This window comes from Pseudonocardia ammonioxydans, assembly GCF_900115005.1.
In the GTDB taxonomy this organism is placed as follows: Bacteria; Actinomycetota; Actinomycetes; order Mycobacteriales; family Pseudonocardiaceae; genus Pseudonocardia; species Pseudonocardia ammonioxydans.
Map to the genome: position 1 here is coordinate 1 of NZ_FOUY01000072.1, position 16,390 is coordinate 16,390.

The following is a 16,390-nucleotide window of genomic DNA, read 5'->3' on the forward strand; positions in this document are numbered from 1 at the left end:
CGCAAGCGTGGCTCCGAGGTCGCGAACCGTGGGGATCGGGCTGAACGACAGTGCCGCGAAACTCGCGGATGTCGCCAGACCGGCTGTGATCACAGTCCTGGGGGAGGCCCCGCGGGTCAGATAGATCATGAAGTCGCTACCGATGCCGAGCAGCACCGGAAGGAACGCGATGACACCAAGCGACAACGGATGTCCCGCCCAACCATAGGCCGCCAACGTGAGGGCAGTGCCGATGGCGGTAGCGACGAGTGGGAGCAGCCGACGGCGTTTGTCGGTCCAACGCACAAGCGCGAACCACGCCCCCACGGCCACAAGCGCGATCCCGCCGAGCAGCGGCACTTCGGTGCGGACCCGATCGCCGAGCGCGGCCGCGACAGCCGGCACGCCGGACACCGTCACATCCGCGGATCCGAGGTCGGTCTTGCCCACCTCGGTCTGCACACTTTCCACCAGCCGCTCGAGACCGGTCTGATCCAGGTCTTGGCGGGGCCGCACGAGGACGGCGACGGAGTCGGGGCTCGGCACGACGAACCGCCACTGCGGGCGCGGCTCCCCGGCCTCGTTAAACACCACCGTGTTCACGAAGCGCTCGTTATGCAGCGTCGGCAAGCCGGACGGCAGGCCCTGTACCAGTAGAGACCCATAACGTCGGTCGAACTCGGCCTCAGCGGCACGCCCCGCGGCCTGGGCCGCCGTAGGGCCCGCCCCCTCGGCCTTAGCCTTGTTCTCGGCTGCCGAACGCAGACCATCCCGGTACCCGCTCAGTTCGGCCAGCAAGTCCTGCGAACGACCCGCCACCTGGTTCAGCACGCTCGCCGGCCCGTAAACGGCTGCGACGTCCGCGGAACGGGCGAGCCGACCTTCCAGGTCGAGCAAGGTCGACACCGAGGCCGTCGACAACAGGCTGCGCGGTTGCTCCGACTCGACCAGCACCACGATCGGATCACCACCGAACGCGGACCCGACCTTCGAGAAGGCCTGTGCGGCCGGCTCACTCGGCGCCACGAATGAGTCGGTCCCAGCATTGACATGCAGACGCAGCAGGCCGGGGACCACCGCGAGGACTACCCCGGCAAGGATGAGGAGGCCAACGAGTTGTCGGCGGGTCGGGCGCCGCGACAAGCCGGCCTTGCGGCAGCAGGCCCACGACCGCCGGAGGACGCCCCTCACCGGGTGCCCTCAACCGCGCCCCGGGGAACGGGGGGCCTGCCCCATGTCACGCGGGCTTGGTAGGGCGTCATCCCGGAGTGGGCCGTGCAGGGGGTGTCCGTCATGTGACCGTGACCTTCTGATCGAATCTGGCGCCCCGGGGGCCCGCTGCACTCGCGAGGACCCCGGGGCGCTGTCTCGGCGCGAATGCCGGGTCAGCGCGGTGGCGGCTGCTGCTCCACGCGCGGGTACTGGCCGTCAAAACTTCTCTGAGGGTCAACGTTCTGACCCGGAGCGGGGTACGGGTTGTACTTCTCCAGCGGCCCGGCCTGGGTGTTAAGTGGCGAGTTGACCGACTTTTCGTTGAAGATCAAGAATACGCGCAGCGCGGTGCCGTTGCCGTCGCCCGAAACGCCCAGCGACTGGTTGAGACCTGCGAACCAGAGGGCCGTGTCCTTCCCGTAAGGCCGCAAATAGCCCAGGGCCGGGTTCAGGTCGGACAGGTCCGCCTGCACGCTCGGGATCAGATCCCGAGTCGCAGCTGTGAACGGCGAGACGCGGTCGAGGGTGTCTGGAGCACGGTCCAAGGTCTGGTCCAGGGAGGGCAGCAGGGCTCGCAGGTCCGCCGAGGTCGCTGGCAGCTCCTGCAGCGCCGCGGACAGGTCCGGAGCCGCCGCCCGTAGGTTGGCCGACACGGGGCTGAGCGACTCGTTAAGCGTCTTCAGGCTGCCGCTCGCGTCCTTCGCGATGTCCAGGACCCCGGGCAGCTCCCGCATGACCGCCTCCAGGTCGCCGCGGTTCTGTGCCACGGCGTCGGTGACGCGGTCGGCGTCCTGGACCAGGTCCGTGATCCGGCCGCGGCCTGTGTCCAACGCCTTCAGCAGGGCTGTGGTGTTGCCTGTGATCGCGGCCAGGTCCTGAGACTGGGCAGCCAGCGCGTCCAGGGCGGTGCCGCCCTCACGCCCGAGTGCCCCCAGCCCCGTGACCGCGGCAGAGATGTCGTCCCGGGTGTCCTGGGTGGTCGCCCCGGCGGCACGCAGCGAGTTGCTGAGCGACTGTCGGGTGGGCTCGTCGAGACTGGTCAGTACGTCGTCGAGCTGAACGCTGGACCGCGCCGCTTCCGCCGGCAGGATCGCGTGGTCATCGTATGGGGCTCCGGTACCGTCAGTGATGTCGAGATAGGACTCCTCGACCAGGGTCTTGTTGCGGACCGTGACGATGACGCCCTCGTGCAGTGGCGCCGACTCCGGGTCGATGTCGAGTGTGGCAACCGCGGAGGAGCCCTCGACCTCGACGCTCTCCACCTTACCGATCTTGACACCGGCTTCCCGGACGTCGCTGACGGGTACCAGGTTGTCGACGTCGCCCAGGGCTACCGACACGCGATAGCCAGGTTTGGTCAGCAACGGGATGGAGCCGCCCGCGCTGGTCCACAGGTAGCCGAACACGGACATGCACAGCGCCGTGAACACCAAGACCACGATCGTCCGGGTGAGTGGCAGCACGGAGACAGGAACGCGCATCGTCGCCTACCGGGGAGTCGGGGTCGCGAGACCCTGCAGTGGAAGGGGCAGCGAGGTCGGAGTGACCTGCAGAAGACCGCGCAGGATGCCGCGGTTCGCATCGCGCAGGCTGGCGACCGAATTCGTGTTGTACACGAACGCCTGAAGGTCGGTCAGGTACGGAACCAGACCGGACGTGACGGGGTCCAGTTGGTGAGAGATCGGGACCAGGTCTGTCAGCGAGGCACGGACGTCGCCCACCGCGGGGCGCAGATCGCCCACGACGGGGCGGGCCTTCGCAAGCACGGGTGACAGCACGTCGAGGGTGCTGTCCAGCTGCTTGACCGAGTCGCTCACGCGGGACAACGCGCCGGGGAGCTTGTCACTCGCGCCGCGGATGTTGGTGAGCGCGGGATCGAGTTCACCTGCCAGTTGGGTCACCCCGTCCATCGCCGCCCGTAGCTGGGCCGACACGTCCGGCAGCTGACCCAACGAATCGTCCAGCGCGGGATTCTGCTTGTTGAGCACCTCCAGCGTCTGCTGGAGGTTCGTCGCGAGATGGGTGATCCGCTCGTTGTTGCCACCGACCGCTGTCGAAATTTGGCTGAGGGCAGAGATCAACTGCGCGATCTTCTCACGCCTGGCGTCCAGCTGATCGACAACAGGTTTGAGATCGGCCACGAGACCGTCGGCGTTGCGCAGGCTGTCCGGCAGCGTCGCGGGCGCGTTCGCCAGGGCGGTGTCGGACTCGGCCAGCATGGTCGTGAGTGCGAACCGGGTGTTGTCATCGAGGTGCCCGAGCACCTCATTGACCTGAACCGGGCGTTGCGAGTTCCCGACCGGAAGCACCGCTTCCTCAGCGAGTTCCTTCCCCGGCGGCCCGCCGGGGCTGAGCTCGACGTACATCTCGTTGAGCGGGCTCTTGGGCCGCAGAACGACGCGCGCGTTGTCGAAGACGGGGTAGTCGCGGTCGACCGCGAGCTTCAGCAGGGCCTTGCCGTTGTCGTCGACCTCGGCCGCCCGGACGTCTCCGACGGAGATGCCGGCGATGCGCACCTCCTGCCCGTTGCCCGGACTGATCGCGGGCGTCGAGTCGAACGTGGCGTAGACGATCCGCTCGTCGGCCCACGGTGGATTGAACCGCTGGTTGCTCAGGATAATGGCGCCGGCCGTCACGCCAAGGACCATCAACAACCCCATAGCGACGACGTTGCGCAAGAGGCCAGGCTCGTTCCTGGTCCGCTGCCACGCCCTGGACAGCCGTCCGGGGGCGCTCCCGGTCCCACTCATCGCTGGATCTCCTGGTTTCTGGCGATGTTGGAGAACAGCTGCTCCAGACTCACACCTGGCAGGCCAGCCAAGCTCCCCGCATTCACACCTGGGTTGAAGCCGATCACCGCGCCGTTCTCATCGGTCGTCGCCGAGATGTTGTCGAGGTTCGTGACCATGTGCGCCAATTCCTGATACAGCGGGTTGTCTCCGCCGCCGCCCTCGTACGGGCCACTGCCGTGGAACGGCGAGTTGACGGTGTCGAGGATTGGCCCGTTGACCCGGTCCAGGACCGGGCCATGCAGGTTGTCGACGAAGGTGGTGAGGTCCTGGCTGACAGGTGTGAGCTCCTCGACCAGCGGCCGGGCGTCGGTCAGGACGTCTCGCAGGTCGCTGACGACCGGTCGAGCCTTCGCCAGCACCGGGTCAGCGTGACCGAGGAGCGCGTCAAGTTCCTTGACCACAGGCGTGGCCGGCCCGGCGGTGTCGCGCACCTGGGCTAACGTCCCGTCGAGTGCCTTGAGCCCGGCATCGGTTGTGCGCAGTGTTTCCGGCATCGTCGACAGCGTCGTGGCAATGTCCCCCCCGCGCCGATCGAGGACCCCGGACAGGGAGTCCAGACCAGTTACCACCGAGTCGAGTTGACCGTCGGTTCTCGACAGCGCCTCTCCGGCGGACTCGAGCCCCTGCACCAGTTTAGGGAGATCGGTCTCCGGGTGCGTGCCCTGCGCAGAGGCAAGCACGCCGGCCGCTGGTCCGAGCGTTCCCGGTGCGGTCTTCGCCAGGTTCTTCAGCGCGTCTCCGCCGTGCTCGAGGGCACCGTCGAGGTTGCCAGTGCTGTTCTGCAGCCCCGTCAACGCGTCCGGCTGCAGGGCCGCCGCGACCTTGTCGAGCTCGACCGGGACCGAGGTTCGGTCCACCGGGATCGTGCCCTTCATCACCGACCGGTCACCCCCCGGCACCAGGTCGATGTAGTAGTTGCCGCCCAGCAGGGTGGTAGGACGGATGGCTGCGGACGGGGCCGACCCGAGCTTCTTCGCCGTTCCCGGGTCGAGCTTCATGGTGACATGGGCCGTGCCGTCGTCTGCCTCCTCCACGCTGGTGACTGTTCCGACCGGAACGCCCGAGACCTTCACGCGGGAGGAGTACTCCTTCAGCCGGTACTGCTCGGCGAAGTTGGCGGTGATCGAGTCACCGGGCTTGAGCGTGGTCAGAATCTGGTCCTTGGTGAACAACGCCGCGCCGAACACGAGTGCGACGACGGCGGTGAGGAGGCCGAGGAACAGCGGTGACATCCGTTTTCCCCGTCCGGTCAGTGCGGTGGCCTTCACCGATGTCCTCCCAGTAGCGGGGTGGGCTTGACGTCCTGGCCGAGTTCGCCCGGCTCCGGGTCGGCGTTGCGGGCGACCGTCGGGTCCTCGATCGGCAGGGTGCCGCTGACCGTCTCGGACGAGAAGATCGGGAGGATCCGAAGCCAATGGCCCGCCTCGTCGCCGTTGCTCAGTGCGCTCGTCACGTTCGTGAAGAACTGCGAGATCTCCGGGGAGAACGGCTCGACGTCGGCGAGCAGCGGCGCCGCGTCCCGCAACGTCTGTGCCAGCCGCGGTGTGAGCGGCCGCGCGTCCGTCATGAGCCCCGTGAGGTCATCCACGGCAGGTTGCGCCTTGTCGGCGACCCCCGGAACCTTGTCCAGCGGCGTCACGGCCTCCCGCAACACGCCGCGCACATCCGGGGTGGCCTGCCCCAACGACTCCGCGCCCGGGCGGACGTCGGTGACCGCAACGCGGGTATCGGCGAGGGTCGGAGTGAGGTCGTCGAGTGCGGCGCGGGCCTCACCGAGGGTGTCCGGGGCCTTGTGGAGAGTGTCCTGGAACGGCTTGGCCCCGTCGACGGCGATCCCGTCGAAGGTTGTACTGAGGTTCTGCACCAGCGAGGAGATGTGCTGCTCCTGGCCCGCGAAGCGCGAGGTGAGAGCGTCCGCCGACTGGAGCAGCCCGACGAGATCATTGCCGTCGTTGGTGCTCAGAGACTGTGAGACAGTGCCGAGGTCGGGCAGCAGGTGCGGCGCCGTCGAGAAGATGTCGCGAAGGTCGTTGGAATGACCGGCGAGCCCACCACCGACCTCGCGGAGGGTGGAGCCGGTCGCGGTGCGGGTTTCCGGGTCGAAGACGTTGAAGAGATCGCTGACCTCCTGCGCGCCCTGTGTCTCTCGCTGTGGGACGACGTCGTTCGGGCCCAGCAACCCGGCGTCGGCGCTGCCGGGGTCGAGGTCGACGAACTTCTGGCCGAGTGCACTACGGGCGCCGACAGACGCCGCAGTGGCGGTCGAGTCGCGATACACCGGCCGCTCGCCCTCGAGCTTCATCGTGACAACGGCACGGTCGTCGCCATAGTCGATCGCATCTACCGACCCGACGCGTGCGCTGGCGATGCGGATGTCGTCACCGACACGAAGCGAGCCGACCTCGTCGAACGCGGCCTTGACCATTGTCGTCGTCGCCCCGGGCAACCCGTACTGCGCCCGGAAGGCGAAGACCAGTGACGCCGTGAAGAGGAGGACCACGACGAACCCGATGACGACCGCCAAGCTCTTGGACGCGAATGCCTTGCGCAGGATGCTCATCTGCCACCCCCGAGGAGGTAATCGACCATGCCGTGCTCCTGTTCTGGGGTGAGTCCGGTCGCCTCCGGGCCTGCGGGTTGAGGCTCGGTCGTCGGGGGCTGCAAGAGCGTGCCGCCCGGCTCCGGCTCCGGCTGGGGAGCCGGGCCGGCACCCGGCGGCTCCCCGTTCACCGGCGCCGGGCCCGGCAGAAGATCGGGTACCGGTAGGTCGGCAGGGGCGAGCCCGGTCACGCTGTCAGGGTTCACCAGCAGGTTGACCCGGAAGTAGTGCGACAGGCCGTCGTGACCATTCGTCGTGAGCGCCCAATAACGGATGAAGTCCAGGACGTTGTCCAGGTTTCCCGTGAGGTTATCCGCGATCGGGCGGGCCGAGGCCGAGGCCTCGCGCAGGTCGGGGGAGGCCCCCTTCAGGTCGGAGGCCACCGGGGCGGCCTCGTCGAGAAGCTTCTGCGCCTTCTCGAGCACCGGCTGGGCGTTGGCCAGCGCAGGGTCCAGCGAGTCCGCGAACGTGTTGAGCTCGTCCGAGATCGTCGAAAGGTCCTCGGTAACCGGCCGGACCGCCCTCAGGGTGGGGGTCGCTTCGTTCGCCGTCCCAGCCAATTCCCCGAGCGCCGAACGTGCCGACCGCAGAGCTCCCGGAAGCTGTTCGAGGGTCTTGTCGAATTGCTCCTGCTGAGCCGCGCTCGCGGCCAACAGGCGATCGGCCGAGGCGACCAGCGTGTCCAGCGACTTCCCATCGTCCGCCGCGAGTGCGCCTGCGACGGGCTGCACGTTGTCGACCATGTTCCCGAGCAGGACGTTCTGGTCCTTCAACACCGAGGTCAACGACTGCGTATCCCTCAACGCCGGGGCGAGTGCCGTCAGCGCGGCGTCGACGTTGCCCCCGTTGTCCCGCAACCCCTCGCCGAGCGTGGTGACCAGGAATGCCAGCGATTCACCCGTGGGGTCGTCGACGGTGTTTAAGATCTCGTCGAGGTCGACGTTGACCGACGTCTGGGGCAGAGGCACGGTGTCGCCGTCCGCGAGCTGCTCCGATCCCGGAGTGCCACGGTCGAGGTCGATGTAGCGCTCCCCTAGGAGACTGACCGGCCGGAGCCGCACGGTTGCGTCCCGGTAGACCGGCAGCGCCGATGGCTCGAGCGACAGGAGGACGTCGGCGTGTCCATCGGCCACACGGGTGTCGGCGACTTCGCCAACTGCGACACCGTCGACCTTGACCTCGTTGCCTACCAACACTGGACTGGCGTCCTCGAATTCGGCCACGATCGTCATGTCCTTCGTGGCATGGCTCTCGACGGCGATGCCGCTCATCGCTCCGGCGGCACCGATGACAGCGACCGTCGCCAGCGCCACGACACGTCCAGGCATTCTCATCGCATGGCCTCCCCGAAGGCGTCCGTCCAGGACTGGTCGACCAACTCCCCTGGAAGCGGGCTGAGGTTCTTGGTCGTGCCGGGGGGCAGCACGCCGGGGTTGACGTTGACGTTCTCCAGGCCCGCAGTGACGTAGATGCGGGCGTAGTGCCCGTTGCGGTCGTAGTTGGCGTTGGCCGAGTTCCAGTTGGTGAGGAAGCCGGCGAGCTCCGGGGTGTAGGGCCGCAGGTACTGAAGCGCGGGCCCGAGACCGGCAAAGGTCTGCTCGATCTGCGGGAACGTTGCGGCGCTGCTGTCGAGCAGGCCGGGCGTGTGCTGAAGCAATTCAGAGGCCGACTCGAGCGTGGGCCGCAGGTCGCCGATGGCCGGCCTCAGGTCGGCGAGCAGCGGTCGGAGGTTGGCCGTCACCGACGGCAGCTTCTCGGTAGCAGGACGAAGCGCATCTAGCAGCGGGACGGCGTCATTGATCGTGTCCGGCACGTTCCCGAGCGTGGTCTTGGCCTGCTTCAGAGTCCCTGGGAGCCCATGGATGGTCTCGCCCAGCGCTTGTTGCTGAGCAGCGACCTGGTCCACTGCACCACCGAGCTGATCTACGACCTTGGCGACATCCCCGTCACGCTCCGCCAGGATCTCCATCGTCCTGTTGAGCTGGGCCACCAGCTGCTTGATGGACTCGCCATCGGTACCGAGACCGCGTAGGACGTTGCCGAGCTCGGCCACAGCCGGCCCGGCGGTCTTCAGGGTCGCGTTGAGGTCAGGCTCGCTCCCGGACAGCGTCGCGTCCAAATTCCGGACAAGCGAGTTCACCTTGTCGCGGGTGGGCTGATCCAGCGCAGCCAGGACGTTGTCGAGCTCGACCGGGGTCTGCTGTCCCCCAGGAATCATGCCGCCCGAGGGAATGGTCGCGTTTTCCTCGGGGCCATCGTGTACGTCAACAAGGCGCTCTCCCAGCACTGCCTTCCAGGTGATGGCGACCTGAGCACCGTCGTGCAGCGGTGCGAAGTCGTCGTCCAAACCCAGTGTCAGCTTGGCCTTGCCATCGGCAACGTCGATCGATTCGATCGTGCCGGCGTCGAAGCCGTTCACCTTGACCAGCGTTCCCTCGACAAGATTCGCGGCGCTGGCAAGGACCACGCTCACGCGATACTGTCCACCGAACGCTAGAATGCCCGCGGCCGACGTGCTCAACATGACAAGCAACGCGGTGGCAGCGATGAGGATTCGACGCATCGCTCAGTCCATCCCCAGCGGGCCGGCGGAGTCGCCCGCGAGAAATTGGCGTACGAACGGATCCTCGGAGGCGAATGCCTCCTCACACTGCCCGTAATGCACGACCTCGCCCTTCCAGATCAGCCCAACGTAATCGCTCACTTTTCTAGCGGTCCGGATATCGTGAGTGACCAGCATGTAGGTGCCACCGTGTTCCCGATGGACATCCAGAATCAGGTCGTTCAGAAGACTGGTTCGCACCGGATCGAGCCCAGAGTCCGGCTCATCGAAAAGCACGATGTCGGGTTGCATGATGAGGGCGCGAGCGAATCCCGCGCGCTTCCGCATGCCACCCGATACCTCACTCGGAAACTTCGTCAGTGCCTTTTCTAGGCCGACTTCGATCAGTCGGTTCATAACGGTTTCGCGGATTTCGTCTTCACTCTTGTTCGTGTGCTTGCGGAGAGGGAACGCCGTGTTGTCGAAGATGTTCATCGACCCGAAGAGGGCGCCATCCTGAAAGAGGACACCGAATCGCTTCCGCAACTCGTACCGCTGCCGCTCTCCGATCCGCCATATATCCTGGCCGAAAATGAGTACCTCGCCCTGGTCCGGCTCGAGCAGCCCGACCAGATGTTTAATCAACACACTCTTGCCCGTACCGGACGGACCCAGGATGGTCGTGATCGCGTTGGGCTGAAACTCCAGATTGAGTCCATTGAGTACCTGGAACGATCCGAAAGCCTTGTGGACGTCCCGAACCACCATCGAACTCGACGGCACTGCAGTCGTCGGTGCAGTGGGCGGATCCCCGCCGTCGAGGAACTCATGCCGCCCGGGGCGCGGGGGAGCGCCGGGGCGTTCGGGTCGCGGGAACATCAGGTACCTCCGGGTTCAGAGCTCGGGGGAGCCCTCGAAATTTCTCTTAGTTGGCAATCGGTGCGTTGGGTGCCAAACCCCAGAATAGCTGCGTGCCGAGGACGCCGACGACATGGATCAACACCATGTTGAGCATCATCGACTTGGCGGTATTGCGGCCCACTCCAACCGGCCCGCCAGTCGCGTTATACCCATAATAGCAGCCGACGAAAATAATTACTGTCCCCATGGCCATGACTTTCGTCATCGAGTAGAGGAAGTCAAGCGGATTCTGGTACAGCCAGAAGATGAACGAATATCCGCCGGACGACACCCCGCCGAGTTGCACGACGACTGTGAGGTACTCGGCGATGTACATGATCCCGAGGCCGACGGTGTACAGGAAGGGCATCGCGAGCCAGGCGGCGATGACACGCGTTCCGACGAGGTAGCTCCGCGAACGAACTCCCATGACCTCCATGGCGTCGATCTCGTCGGCGATGCGCATGGACCCCAACTCTGCCACCAGACCACAGCCGACCTTGGCGGCGAAGATGTACCCCCACATGTAGGGGGCCATCTCGCGGATCGCGCACCACGCCGTGAAGATCCCGGAATAAAGTGGGGCGCCGATCTGCTTGAGGGTGTAATTCGCCTCCAGCCCGCACTGGTACCCGATCACGAACTGCATGACCCAGATGATCAAGCCACTGGAGATGATCAGGATTCCGGTCTGGTGGAAAATCTCGGTCGTGTAGTGACGCACGTCCGAGAGGTTGCGGACAATCGAGCCGGAGAACTTTGCGATCTCGCCACCGGTGGTGAAGGCCTGCTTAAGCTTTGCCCCGCCGAACCCCACCGTCACGGTCTTGGGTGTCGGGGAGTCGAAGGGCTCCGGGTCGGGGGCTGGGCGGTCCAGCGTGCTGCTCAAGGTTCGCTCCCTACCGGTAGACCTGGATCTCGGGGTTCAGGCCTAGCAAGATCGTGGTGAAGACCATGTTGAAGATCCAGATTGCGGCGAACGCGATCACGACGGCCTGGTTGACCGCGCGGCCCACACCGATCGGCCCGCCGGATGCGTTCATGCCCTTGTAGCAGCAGACGACACCGATGATCAGACCAAACAGTGCCGTCTTGACCACGCTGCCCCACACGTCGGTGGTCGACAGGTTCGCGAACAGGCTGTTCAGAAAGGCCGCCGGGTTCGCGCCGAGGATCGGCACCGCTGCGATGTAGCCACCGAGGACGCCGAAAAGAGCTGCGACCAGGTCGAGGAGACCGGTCATCAGGAACAGCGCGATGATCCGTGGAAGGACGAGGGTCCGGATGGGATCGACACCGAGGACCTCCATCGCGTCGAGTTCCTCACGGATGCGGCGTGCCCCGAGGTCAGCGGTGATCGCGGTACCGACCACTCCGGCCACAACCATGGCGTTCACCCAGGGAGCGAACTCCCGGATGCTCGCCATGACGAAGAAAGATCCGAGCCGTTCAGGGATACCGAAGAGGTTGAACAGGTTGCCGCCCTGCAATCCGGGTGCGCCAAGACCAAACGCCGTACAGGAGATGGCCATCGGGATCCAGCACAGCTTCAGGATGTCGAACATCTGGTCAGTGACCTCGCGCCAGTACCCCCACGGGCGCCGCACGGCCATCCAGAGGACCTTCATTAGTAGCTGCGTAATCTCGCCGGTCTGCCTGAGGGGCTCGTGCAGCCATTGCGGTGCCCGGCTCGGACGCGGGGGCGTCCCGGCTTTCCGCCCCGGCGAGGGGGCGGCAGTCGTAGACGGCGAACTCACGTCGTCTCCTCCACTTCGAGTCGACTCACTGATCAAGCACAGCGGTCCTCAATTCCGTCGACGCGGGGCGCGTGCGGGGGCCAAGGCTCGCGGGCACTACTAGTGTCAACGGGCGAACGGACGCGAGGTTGCGTTCCGAACCGGGGGGTATCCAGACCCCTCAAACGGGGGGTTAGTCAGCTACCGGGACCGCTACTCCCAGGCGTATACCCAAGAGGCGGGGAGCGTCGGAAACCCACAGGCGGCCACCGAGTCGGGCCACGTTCTCGTTGAGTCCACGCAGACCGAAGACCGAGCCGCCGGAGGCGAGCGTGCGGCGCACTGCTGTCGCGGATCCTGCGCCATCGTCGCTGATCTCGACGGTCCACCAAGAGTTGCCGCGCCGAACTTGCACTTCGATCTGCGTTGCGCCTGCGTGCTTCGCTACGTTTACGAGGCCCTCGCGGACCGTTCGCACCATCACGTCGGCACGGGCCGGGTCCGGCTCCGGGCCGTCGCCCTTGACCTCGATGTCCCCGGTCAGAGCGCCTGACCGGCAGGATTCGTCGATAAGCGCGCGGATGCGATCGATCACGCTGCCCGACACATCCTTCTCGTCATCAGAGGTGTCGCCCCGGACCATCTGCTGCATGGCCGACCGAAGCTTCGCGGAGGCGGTGTCCAGCCGGAGCGCCAATCGGTCGAGCACGACGGCGTCGTCGGGTGTCAGCTCAGGACTGCTGCGCAGCTCGTCGACTTCGAGGCAGGCGGCGTAGATCTGTTGCGTCACCCCGTCATGGAGGTCTGCAGCGAGCTGCGCCCGCTCTCGCAGCGACTGCAGGACGGCAGAACGATTGAGCAGCAAGGCGTGCTGGAATGCGAGCGCAGCGACATCCGCCATCTCCTGCAGAGCTCGCACGTCCGCTGCCGAAGGCTGGAACCCAGAGACGCCGCCACCGTCGCAGAACACGATGCCGAGAAGCCCGAGCCGTTCGCTGCGCAGCGGCTCGGCGACTACCAGGTCACGGACGTGGAACAGGTCCACGTAATGGGGTGGGACCAAGGAAGCCAACTCCTGCGGGTCGACCATCAGTGTCTCGCCAGAGCTGACAAGCTGGCCGAAGAGGGGGAAGTCGTCGACGAGTCCGCGAACCGATGCCACGCTGCCCTCGGGAGCGCCGTGCCCCGCCCGTCCTCGGACTCGGCCACTCGGCCCGTCGAGGTCTATGATCATCGAGCGAGTGAATCCTGTGGTCTCGCAGACGGTCCGAGCTACCAAGTCGAGGACGTCGTCGACGTCCGGGAGCGCGAGCAACATCCGGATCAGTTCAACCCGGCCGACGCGCGTGGGACGCTGCCACTCCATAGGCCACCTCCGATGGGGTGCAGAAGCATCAACGTCGGGTGCTGATCCGGTCACAGTGGCGACACGGTAGCGTCCCTGACGTGACCAACCCAGGTCGAGGGCGGGGCGATGGCCGTTCGAACTTCGGTTCCATCGACGGACCGGCGGCTGTCCGCGCGGCGTCGACCGGGTTCACTGTCCTCCTGCTCGGAGGGCTGCTCGCGCCTCTAGCCGTGAGTCTTGTCCCGGTAGTAGGCCAATTTGCTCTGGCGATAGTCGCCGCCGCTGGGTTCGTCGTGGCCGGCCGAGGCGTCGGGAACGCGCGGTCGACGGTTCTCCACGGGGCGTGTGCCGCCCTAGGCAGCTACCTCCTGGTACTGCCCCTGGTGCTGTGGTCATCCAGTACCGCAGGTGGTGTCGACGTGACCCAGGTTGTGGCGACCGCCGGAACGGCAGTCGCGGTCGGTGGACTCGCCGGTCACATCGCAGGCCGGCGCCGTACCTCGTCTACCGCACGGCAGTAGAACTGAGTAGAGGGGCTCCGGCACGTCAAGCGTGCCGGAGCCCTGCGGTGTATCGGGACCCGTCAGGCTGCCCGGATCAAGTCGCCCCGACCGTCCTCAGTCAGCATCTTCTCGTACTCGGGGAACAGGTCCTTCGCCGCCGGGATGAGCTTGAGGAGCTTCGGCACCGGCCCCTTCGCGCGGACCGTTCCGCGAGCCATTGCTACTGAAAGGTTCACCTTCCCGAGCCAGAACTTATTTCCGGTGTCCGCTGTCATGAACAGCTCGACGTTAGGCTCGGCGCTACTCTCGCTCCCGGTCTCGACAGTCTTGTTCGGCATGTCAACCGTGATAGTCAAATCCGGGTCGGTGTAGTGGATCCGCAGCACAACGCCGGAGGCCGCGAACTTGTCGCTCAAACTCTCCTGTGTCGTGGCCACCTCGAAGATCCCGCCAAGGTACTTGTATGCCTCAGCTTCGTTCGCGAATACGCCCACTTGCACTCTCCTTCTAGTGTTGTGATTCTGTCGGTTGGGTTTGGGTCAGTCGAGCCCGAGCCACACCGACTTGGTTTGGGTGAATCCCAGCAAGGACTCCTCGCCAAGATCACGGCCGTAGCCGGAGGACTTGTATCCGCCGAACGGTGCCGCGGGGTCGAGCATGTTGTAGTGATTCACCCATACTGTCCCCGCCTGAAGCTGGTGCGCGACCCGATGGGCCCGCTTGACGTCCGAGGTCCACAGACCCGCGGCCAGGCCGAAGTCGCTGGAGTTGGCCCGCCGCACGACCTCGTCCTCGTCCTCGAAGGCGAGAACCGACAACACCGGGCCGAAAATCTCTTCCTTGGCGATCATCATCTCGTCGCGGACATCAGTGAATACCGCAGGCGTGAGGAAGTTGCCGCCGGCCAGATTGCCAACCGGCCGGCTACCGCCGCATACGAGTGTCGCACCCTCCTCAGCGCCTGCTGCGAGGTAGCTCTCGACCCGGTCGCGCTGTTCCACGGAGATCAGCGGCCCCATCTCGGTGTCGTCGGCCATACCATGGCCTAGCGCAATGGCCTTCGCAGCCGACTCGAGTTCACCGACGAACTCGTCGTGGATGGACCTGTGTACGAACAACCGCGATCCCGCACAGCAGACCTGCCCTTGGTTCAGGAAAATTCCGGTCAAAGCTCCCTGAACAGCGCTACTGAGGTCTGCGTCAGGGAATACGATGTTGGCAGACTTGCCGCCGAGCTCAAGAGTGAGCTTCTTGAGGCTCGCCGCACTCGCCGCGACGATCCGACGGCCGGTCGTGGTCGAACCCGTGAACGAGATCTTCGCGACGCCGGGATGTTCAATCAATGCCTGCCCTGCGGTGGGGCCATACCCGGTGACCAGATTGACGAGCCCAGCAGGCAAGTCAGCTTCATGGATGAGTTCTACAAGCCGGAAGGCGCTGAGAGAGGTCATCTCCGATGGCTTAAGCACGACGGAGTTCCCCGCTGCGAGAGCCGGAGCCAACTTCCACGCGGCGATCAGCAGGGGGAAGTTCCAGGGCACGATGAGCCCGACGACGCCTAGCGGTTCACGCCGTGTGTACGTGAAGAAGTTTCCCACCGGCGGCGAGACCGGCGGGGTCTGCCCACCAAGCTTCGAACACCATCCTGCGTAGTATCGAAACGTCTCAGCAGCAATGCTGACGTCTAGAAAAAGAGACTCAGTGAATGGCTTACCATTATCTAGAGTTTCGAGTGTCGCCAGCTCCTGGGCGTTTTCTTCGATGAGTGCAGCGACATCATAAAGGAACCGACCGCGCGCAGCAGCGCTGAAGGACTGCCAGTCCACAACTGCGCGGGTGGCGGCGGCCACCGCACGGTCCACGTCCTCCGCAGTACCTGCCGCGACTGAGGTGATTGTGGACCCCGTCCCTGGATCAGTGGTCTCAATGAGTTCGCTGGTCGCTGCAGGCCCCGGTCGACCACCGATCACAATGCTGTCACCAGCACGATCGAGAACGCTGCGCACCTCTTCGAACGCTTCCGACGCGGCGACCGTCATATGTGTCATCTCCTATCACGGCGATGTGAAGAGCATTACAACCAACCCGTAGTGTGACGCACACTGGCTGTGCCGCAGCCGGTCACGCGGGCCGCACGTGGCACGCGCGGTCCGTTTGCAGGCCCACACGCCCCGCGCGTCAGGCGTGGGCTCATGTGGAGCTTGAACTCGCCGTGCATGGCGACGTGTGCCCAGGGACGAAGCCGAGCTCAGCGGTGTCAGCGCCCGGCGGCGCCCGGTCGATCGCGCGCGGCATCCCCGGGGTGTCGGCCAGGAGAGTGTCACCGGCTGCCATCGATGGTGTGGTGTAGTCGCCGGTGGCGTGCATGCGGGCCAGCTCGCCATGACCTCGCCCTGATGCCTGCCCTGGAGGTCGGTAAGCGCATGGAGGATCTCGCACACGGCGCGTACGACCGGCCAGCGGCATGAAGCGCGGTGCACCGCCGCCGACGGCTACCCGGCCAGCTGCGCGCGCCCTGCGCTGGCCCGGGACGGCCCTACCCGCGGTGTCCCTGTTCGGCCTGACGTTCTGGCCGATCGTCGCACTCCACCGTCGCGTCCACGACCGCCGGCAACGCGACGGCGACCCGCCACAGCTGGACGAGGACACCCTGACCATCTGGGAATGGCCCGAGCCCCCCGCTCCCCAGGGTCCCGGCAAAGTCGTCAGGTGATCTTGTAGGTGGCCAGCGGTCGGAGCGTGTCGCGGGCGTGGTGACGCAGCGCGGCGGCGATGTTGG

General features: G+C 65.9%; 13 protein-coding genes. All 13 read right to left on the minus strand.

Going from position 1 to position 16,390, the window contains the following annotated elements:
* The coding region (locus BM093_RS32110) for an RND transporter family protein (protein ID WP_483880043.1) at positions 1-1,056 on the minus strand (1,056 nt) is incomplete at its 3' end.
* 308 nt (positions 1,057-1,364) lie between these two features.
* Entirely contained in the window at positions 1,365-2,621 is a 1,257-nt protein-coding gene (locus BM093_RS32115; RefSeq protein ID WP_245773945.1) for an MlaD family protein, read from the minus strand.
* A 57-nt stretch (positions 2,622-2,678) separates the two neighbouring features.
* Positions 2,679-3,869 carry an MlaD family protein gene (locus tag BM093_RS32120; RefSeq protein WP_245773946.1) on the minus strand — a complete coding sequence of 397 codons (1,191 nt, stop codon included), beginning with the start codon at positions 3,867-3,869 and terminating at the stop codon, positions 2,679-2,681.
* Between the two features lie 68 nt (positions 3,870-3,937).
* Positions 3,938-5,251: an MlaD family protein gene (locus BM093_RS32125; RefSeq protein ID WP_245773947.1), complete on the minus strand. Its 1,314-nt coding sequence runs from the start codon at positions 5,249-5,251 to the stop codon at positions 3,938-3,940.
* On the minus strand, positions 5,248-6,543 hold the full coding sequence (locus tag BM093_RS32130; RefSeq protein WP_093356290.1) for an MlaD family protein: 1,296 nt from the start codon (positions 6,541-6,543) through the stop codon (positions 5,248-5,250). Before BM093_RS32130 ends, BM093_RS32125 begins: the two co-directional genes overlap by 4 nt.
* Positions 6,540-7,895, minus strand: coding sequence for an MlaD family protein (locus BM093_RS32135; RefSeq protein ID WP_245773948.1), 1,356 nt, complete (start codon positions 7,893-7,895; stop codon positions 6,540-6,542). Before BM093_RS32135 ends, BM093_RS32130 begins: the two co-directional genes overlap by 4 nt.
* A 17-nt stretch (positions 7,896-7,912) precedes the next feature.
* Positions 7,913-9,145 carry an MlaD family protein gene (locus BM093_RS32140; RefSeq protein WP_245773949.1) on the minus strand — a complete coding sequence of 411 codons (1,233 nt, stop codon included), beginning with the start codon at positions 9,143-9,145 and terminating at the stop codon, positions 7,913-7,915.
* A 3-nt stretch (positions 9,146-9,148) separates the two neighbouring features.
* Complete coding sequence (locus BM093_RS32145) at positions 9,149-10,003, minus strand: ABC transporter ATP-binding protein (RefSeq protein ID WP_093356298.1); 855 nt, start codon at positions 10,001-10,003, stop codon at positions 9,149-9,151.
* A 46-nt stretch (positions 10,004-10,049) separates the two neighbouring features.
* Positions 10,050-10,913, minus strand: coding sequence for an ABC transporter permease (locus BM093_RS32150; protein WP_245773950.1), 864 nt, complete (start codon positions 10,911-10,913; stop codon positions 10,050-10,052).
* A gap of 10 nt (positions 10,914-10,923) precedes the next feature.
* A complete protein-coding gene (locus tag BM093_RS32155) occupies positions 10,924-11,652 on the minus strand; it encodes an MlaE family ABC transporter permease (protein ID WP_093356306.1) in 729 nt (242 codons plus the stop codon).
* A 301-nt stretch (positions 11,653-11,953) separates the two neighbouring features.
* Positions 11,954-13,126 (minus strand): GAF domain-containing sensor histidine kinase, encoded by a 1,173-nt coding sequence (locus BM093_RS32160; protein WP_093356310.1) that lies wholly within the window; start codon positions 13,124-13,126, stop codon positions 11,954-11,956.
* A gap of 565 nt (positions 13,127-13,691) precedes the next feature.
* Positions 13,692-14,105, minus strand: coding sequence for an SCP2 sterol-binding domain-containing protein (locus BM093_RS32165; protein WP_093356315.1), 414 nt, complete (start codon positions 14,103-14,105; stop codon positions 13,692-13,694).
* Between the two features lie 45 nt (positions 14,106-14,150).
* The gene (locus tag BM093_RS32170) at positions 14,151-15,650 is read right to left on the minus strand and encodes an aldehyde dehydrogenase family protein (protein WP_093356319.1); all 1,500 of its coding nucleotides are present in this window, start codon (positions 15,648-15,650) and stop codon (positions 14,151-14,153) included.
* Positions 15,651-16,390: the final 740 nt, after the last annotated feature.

What these genes read in the sequence shown, in the direction of transcription:
- BM093_RS32130 (WP_093356290.1), bottom strand. Translation starts at nt 6,543, where the DNA reads ATGAGCATCCTGCGCAAGGCATTCGCGTCCAAGAGCTTGGCGGTCGTC.
- BM093_RS32140 (WP_245773949.1), bottom strand. Translation starts at nt 9,145, where the DNA reads ATGCGTCGAATCCTCATCGCTGCCACCGCGTTGCTTGTCATGTTGAGC.
- BM093_RS32145 (WP_093356298.1), bottom strand. Translation starts at nt 10,003, where the DNA reads ATGTTCCCGCGACCCGAACGCCCCGGCGCTCCCCCGCGCCCCGGGCGG.
- BM093_RS32155 (WP_093356306.1), bottom strand. Translation starts at nt 11,652, where the DNA reads ATGAAGGTCCTCTGGATGGCCGTGCGGCGCCCGTGGGGGTACTGGCGC.
- BM093_RS32160 (WP_093356310.1), bottom strand. Translation starts at nt 13,126, where the DNA reads ATGGAGTGGCAGCGTCCCACGCGCGTCGGCCGGGTTGAACTGATCCGG.
- BM093_RS32170 (WP_093356319.1), bottom strand. Translation starts at nt 15,650, where the DNA reads ATGACGGTCGCCGCGTCGGAAGCGTTCGAAGAGGTGCGCAGCGTTCTC.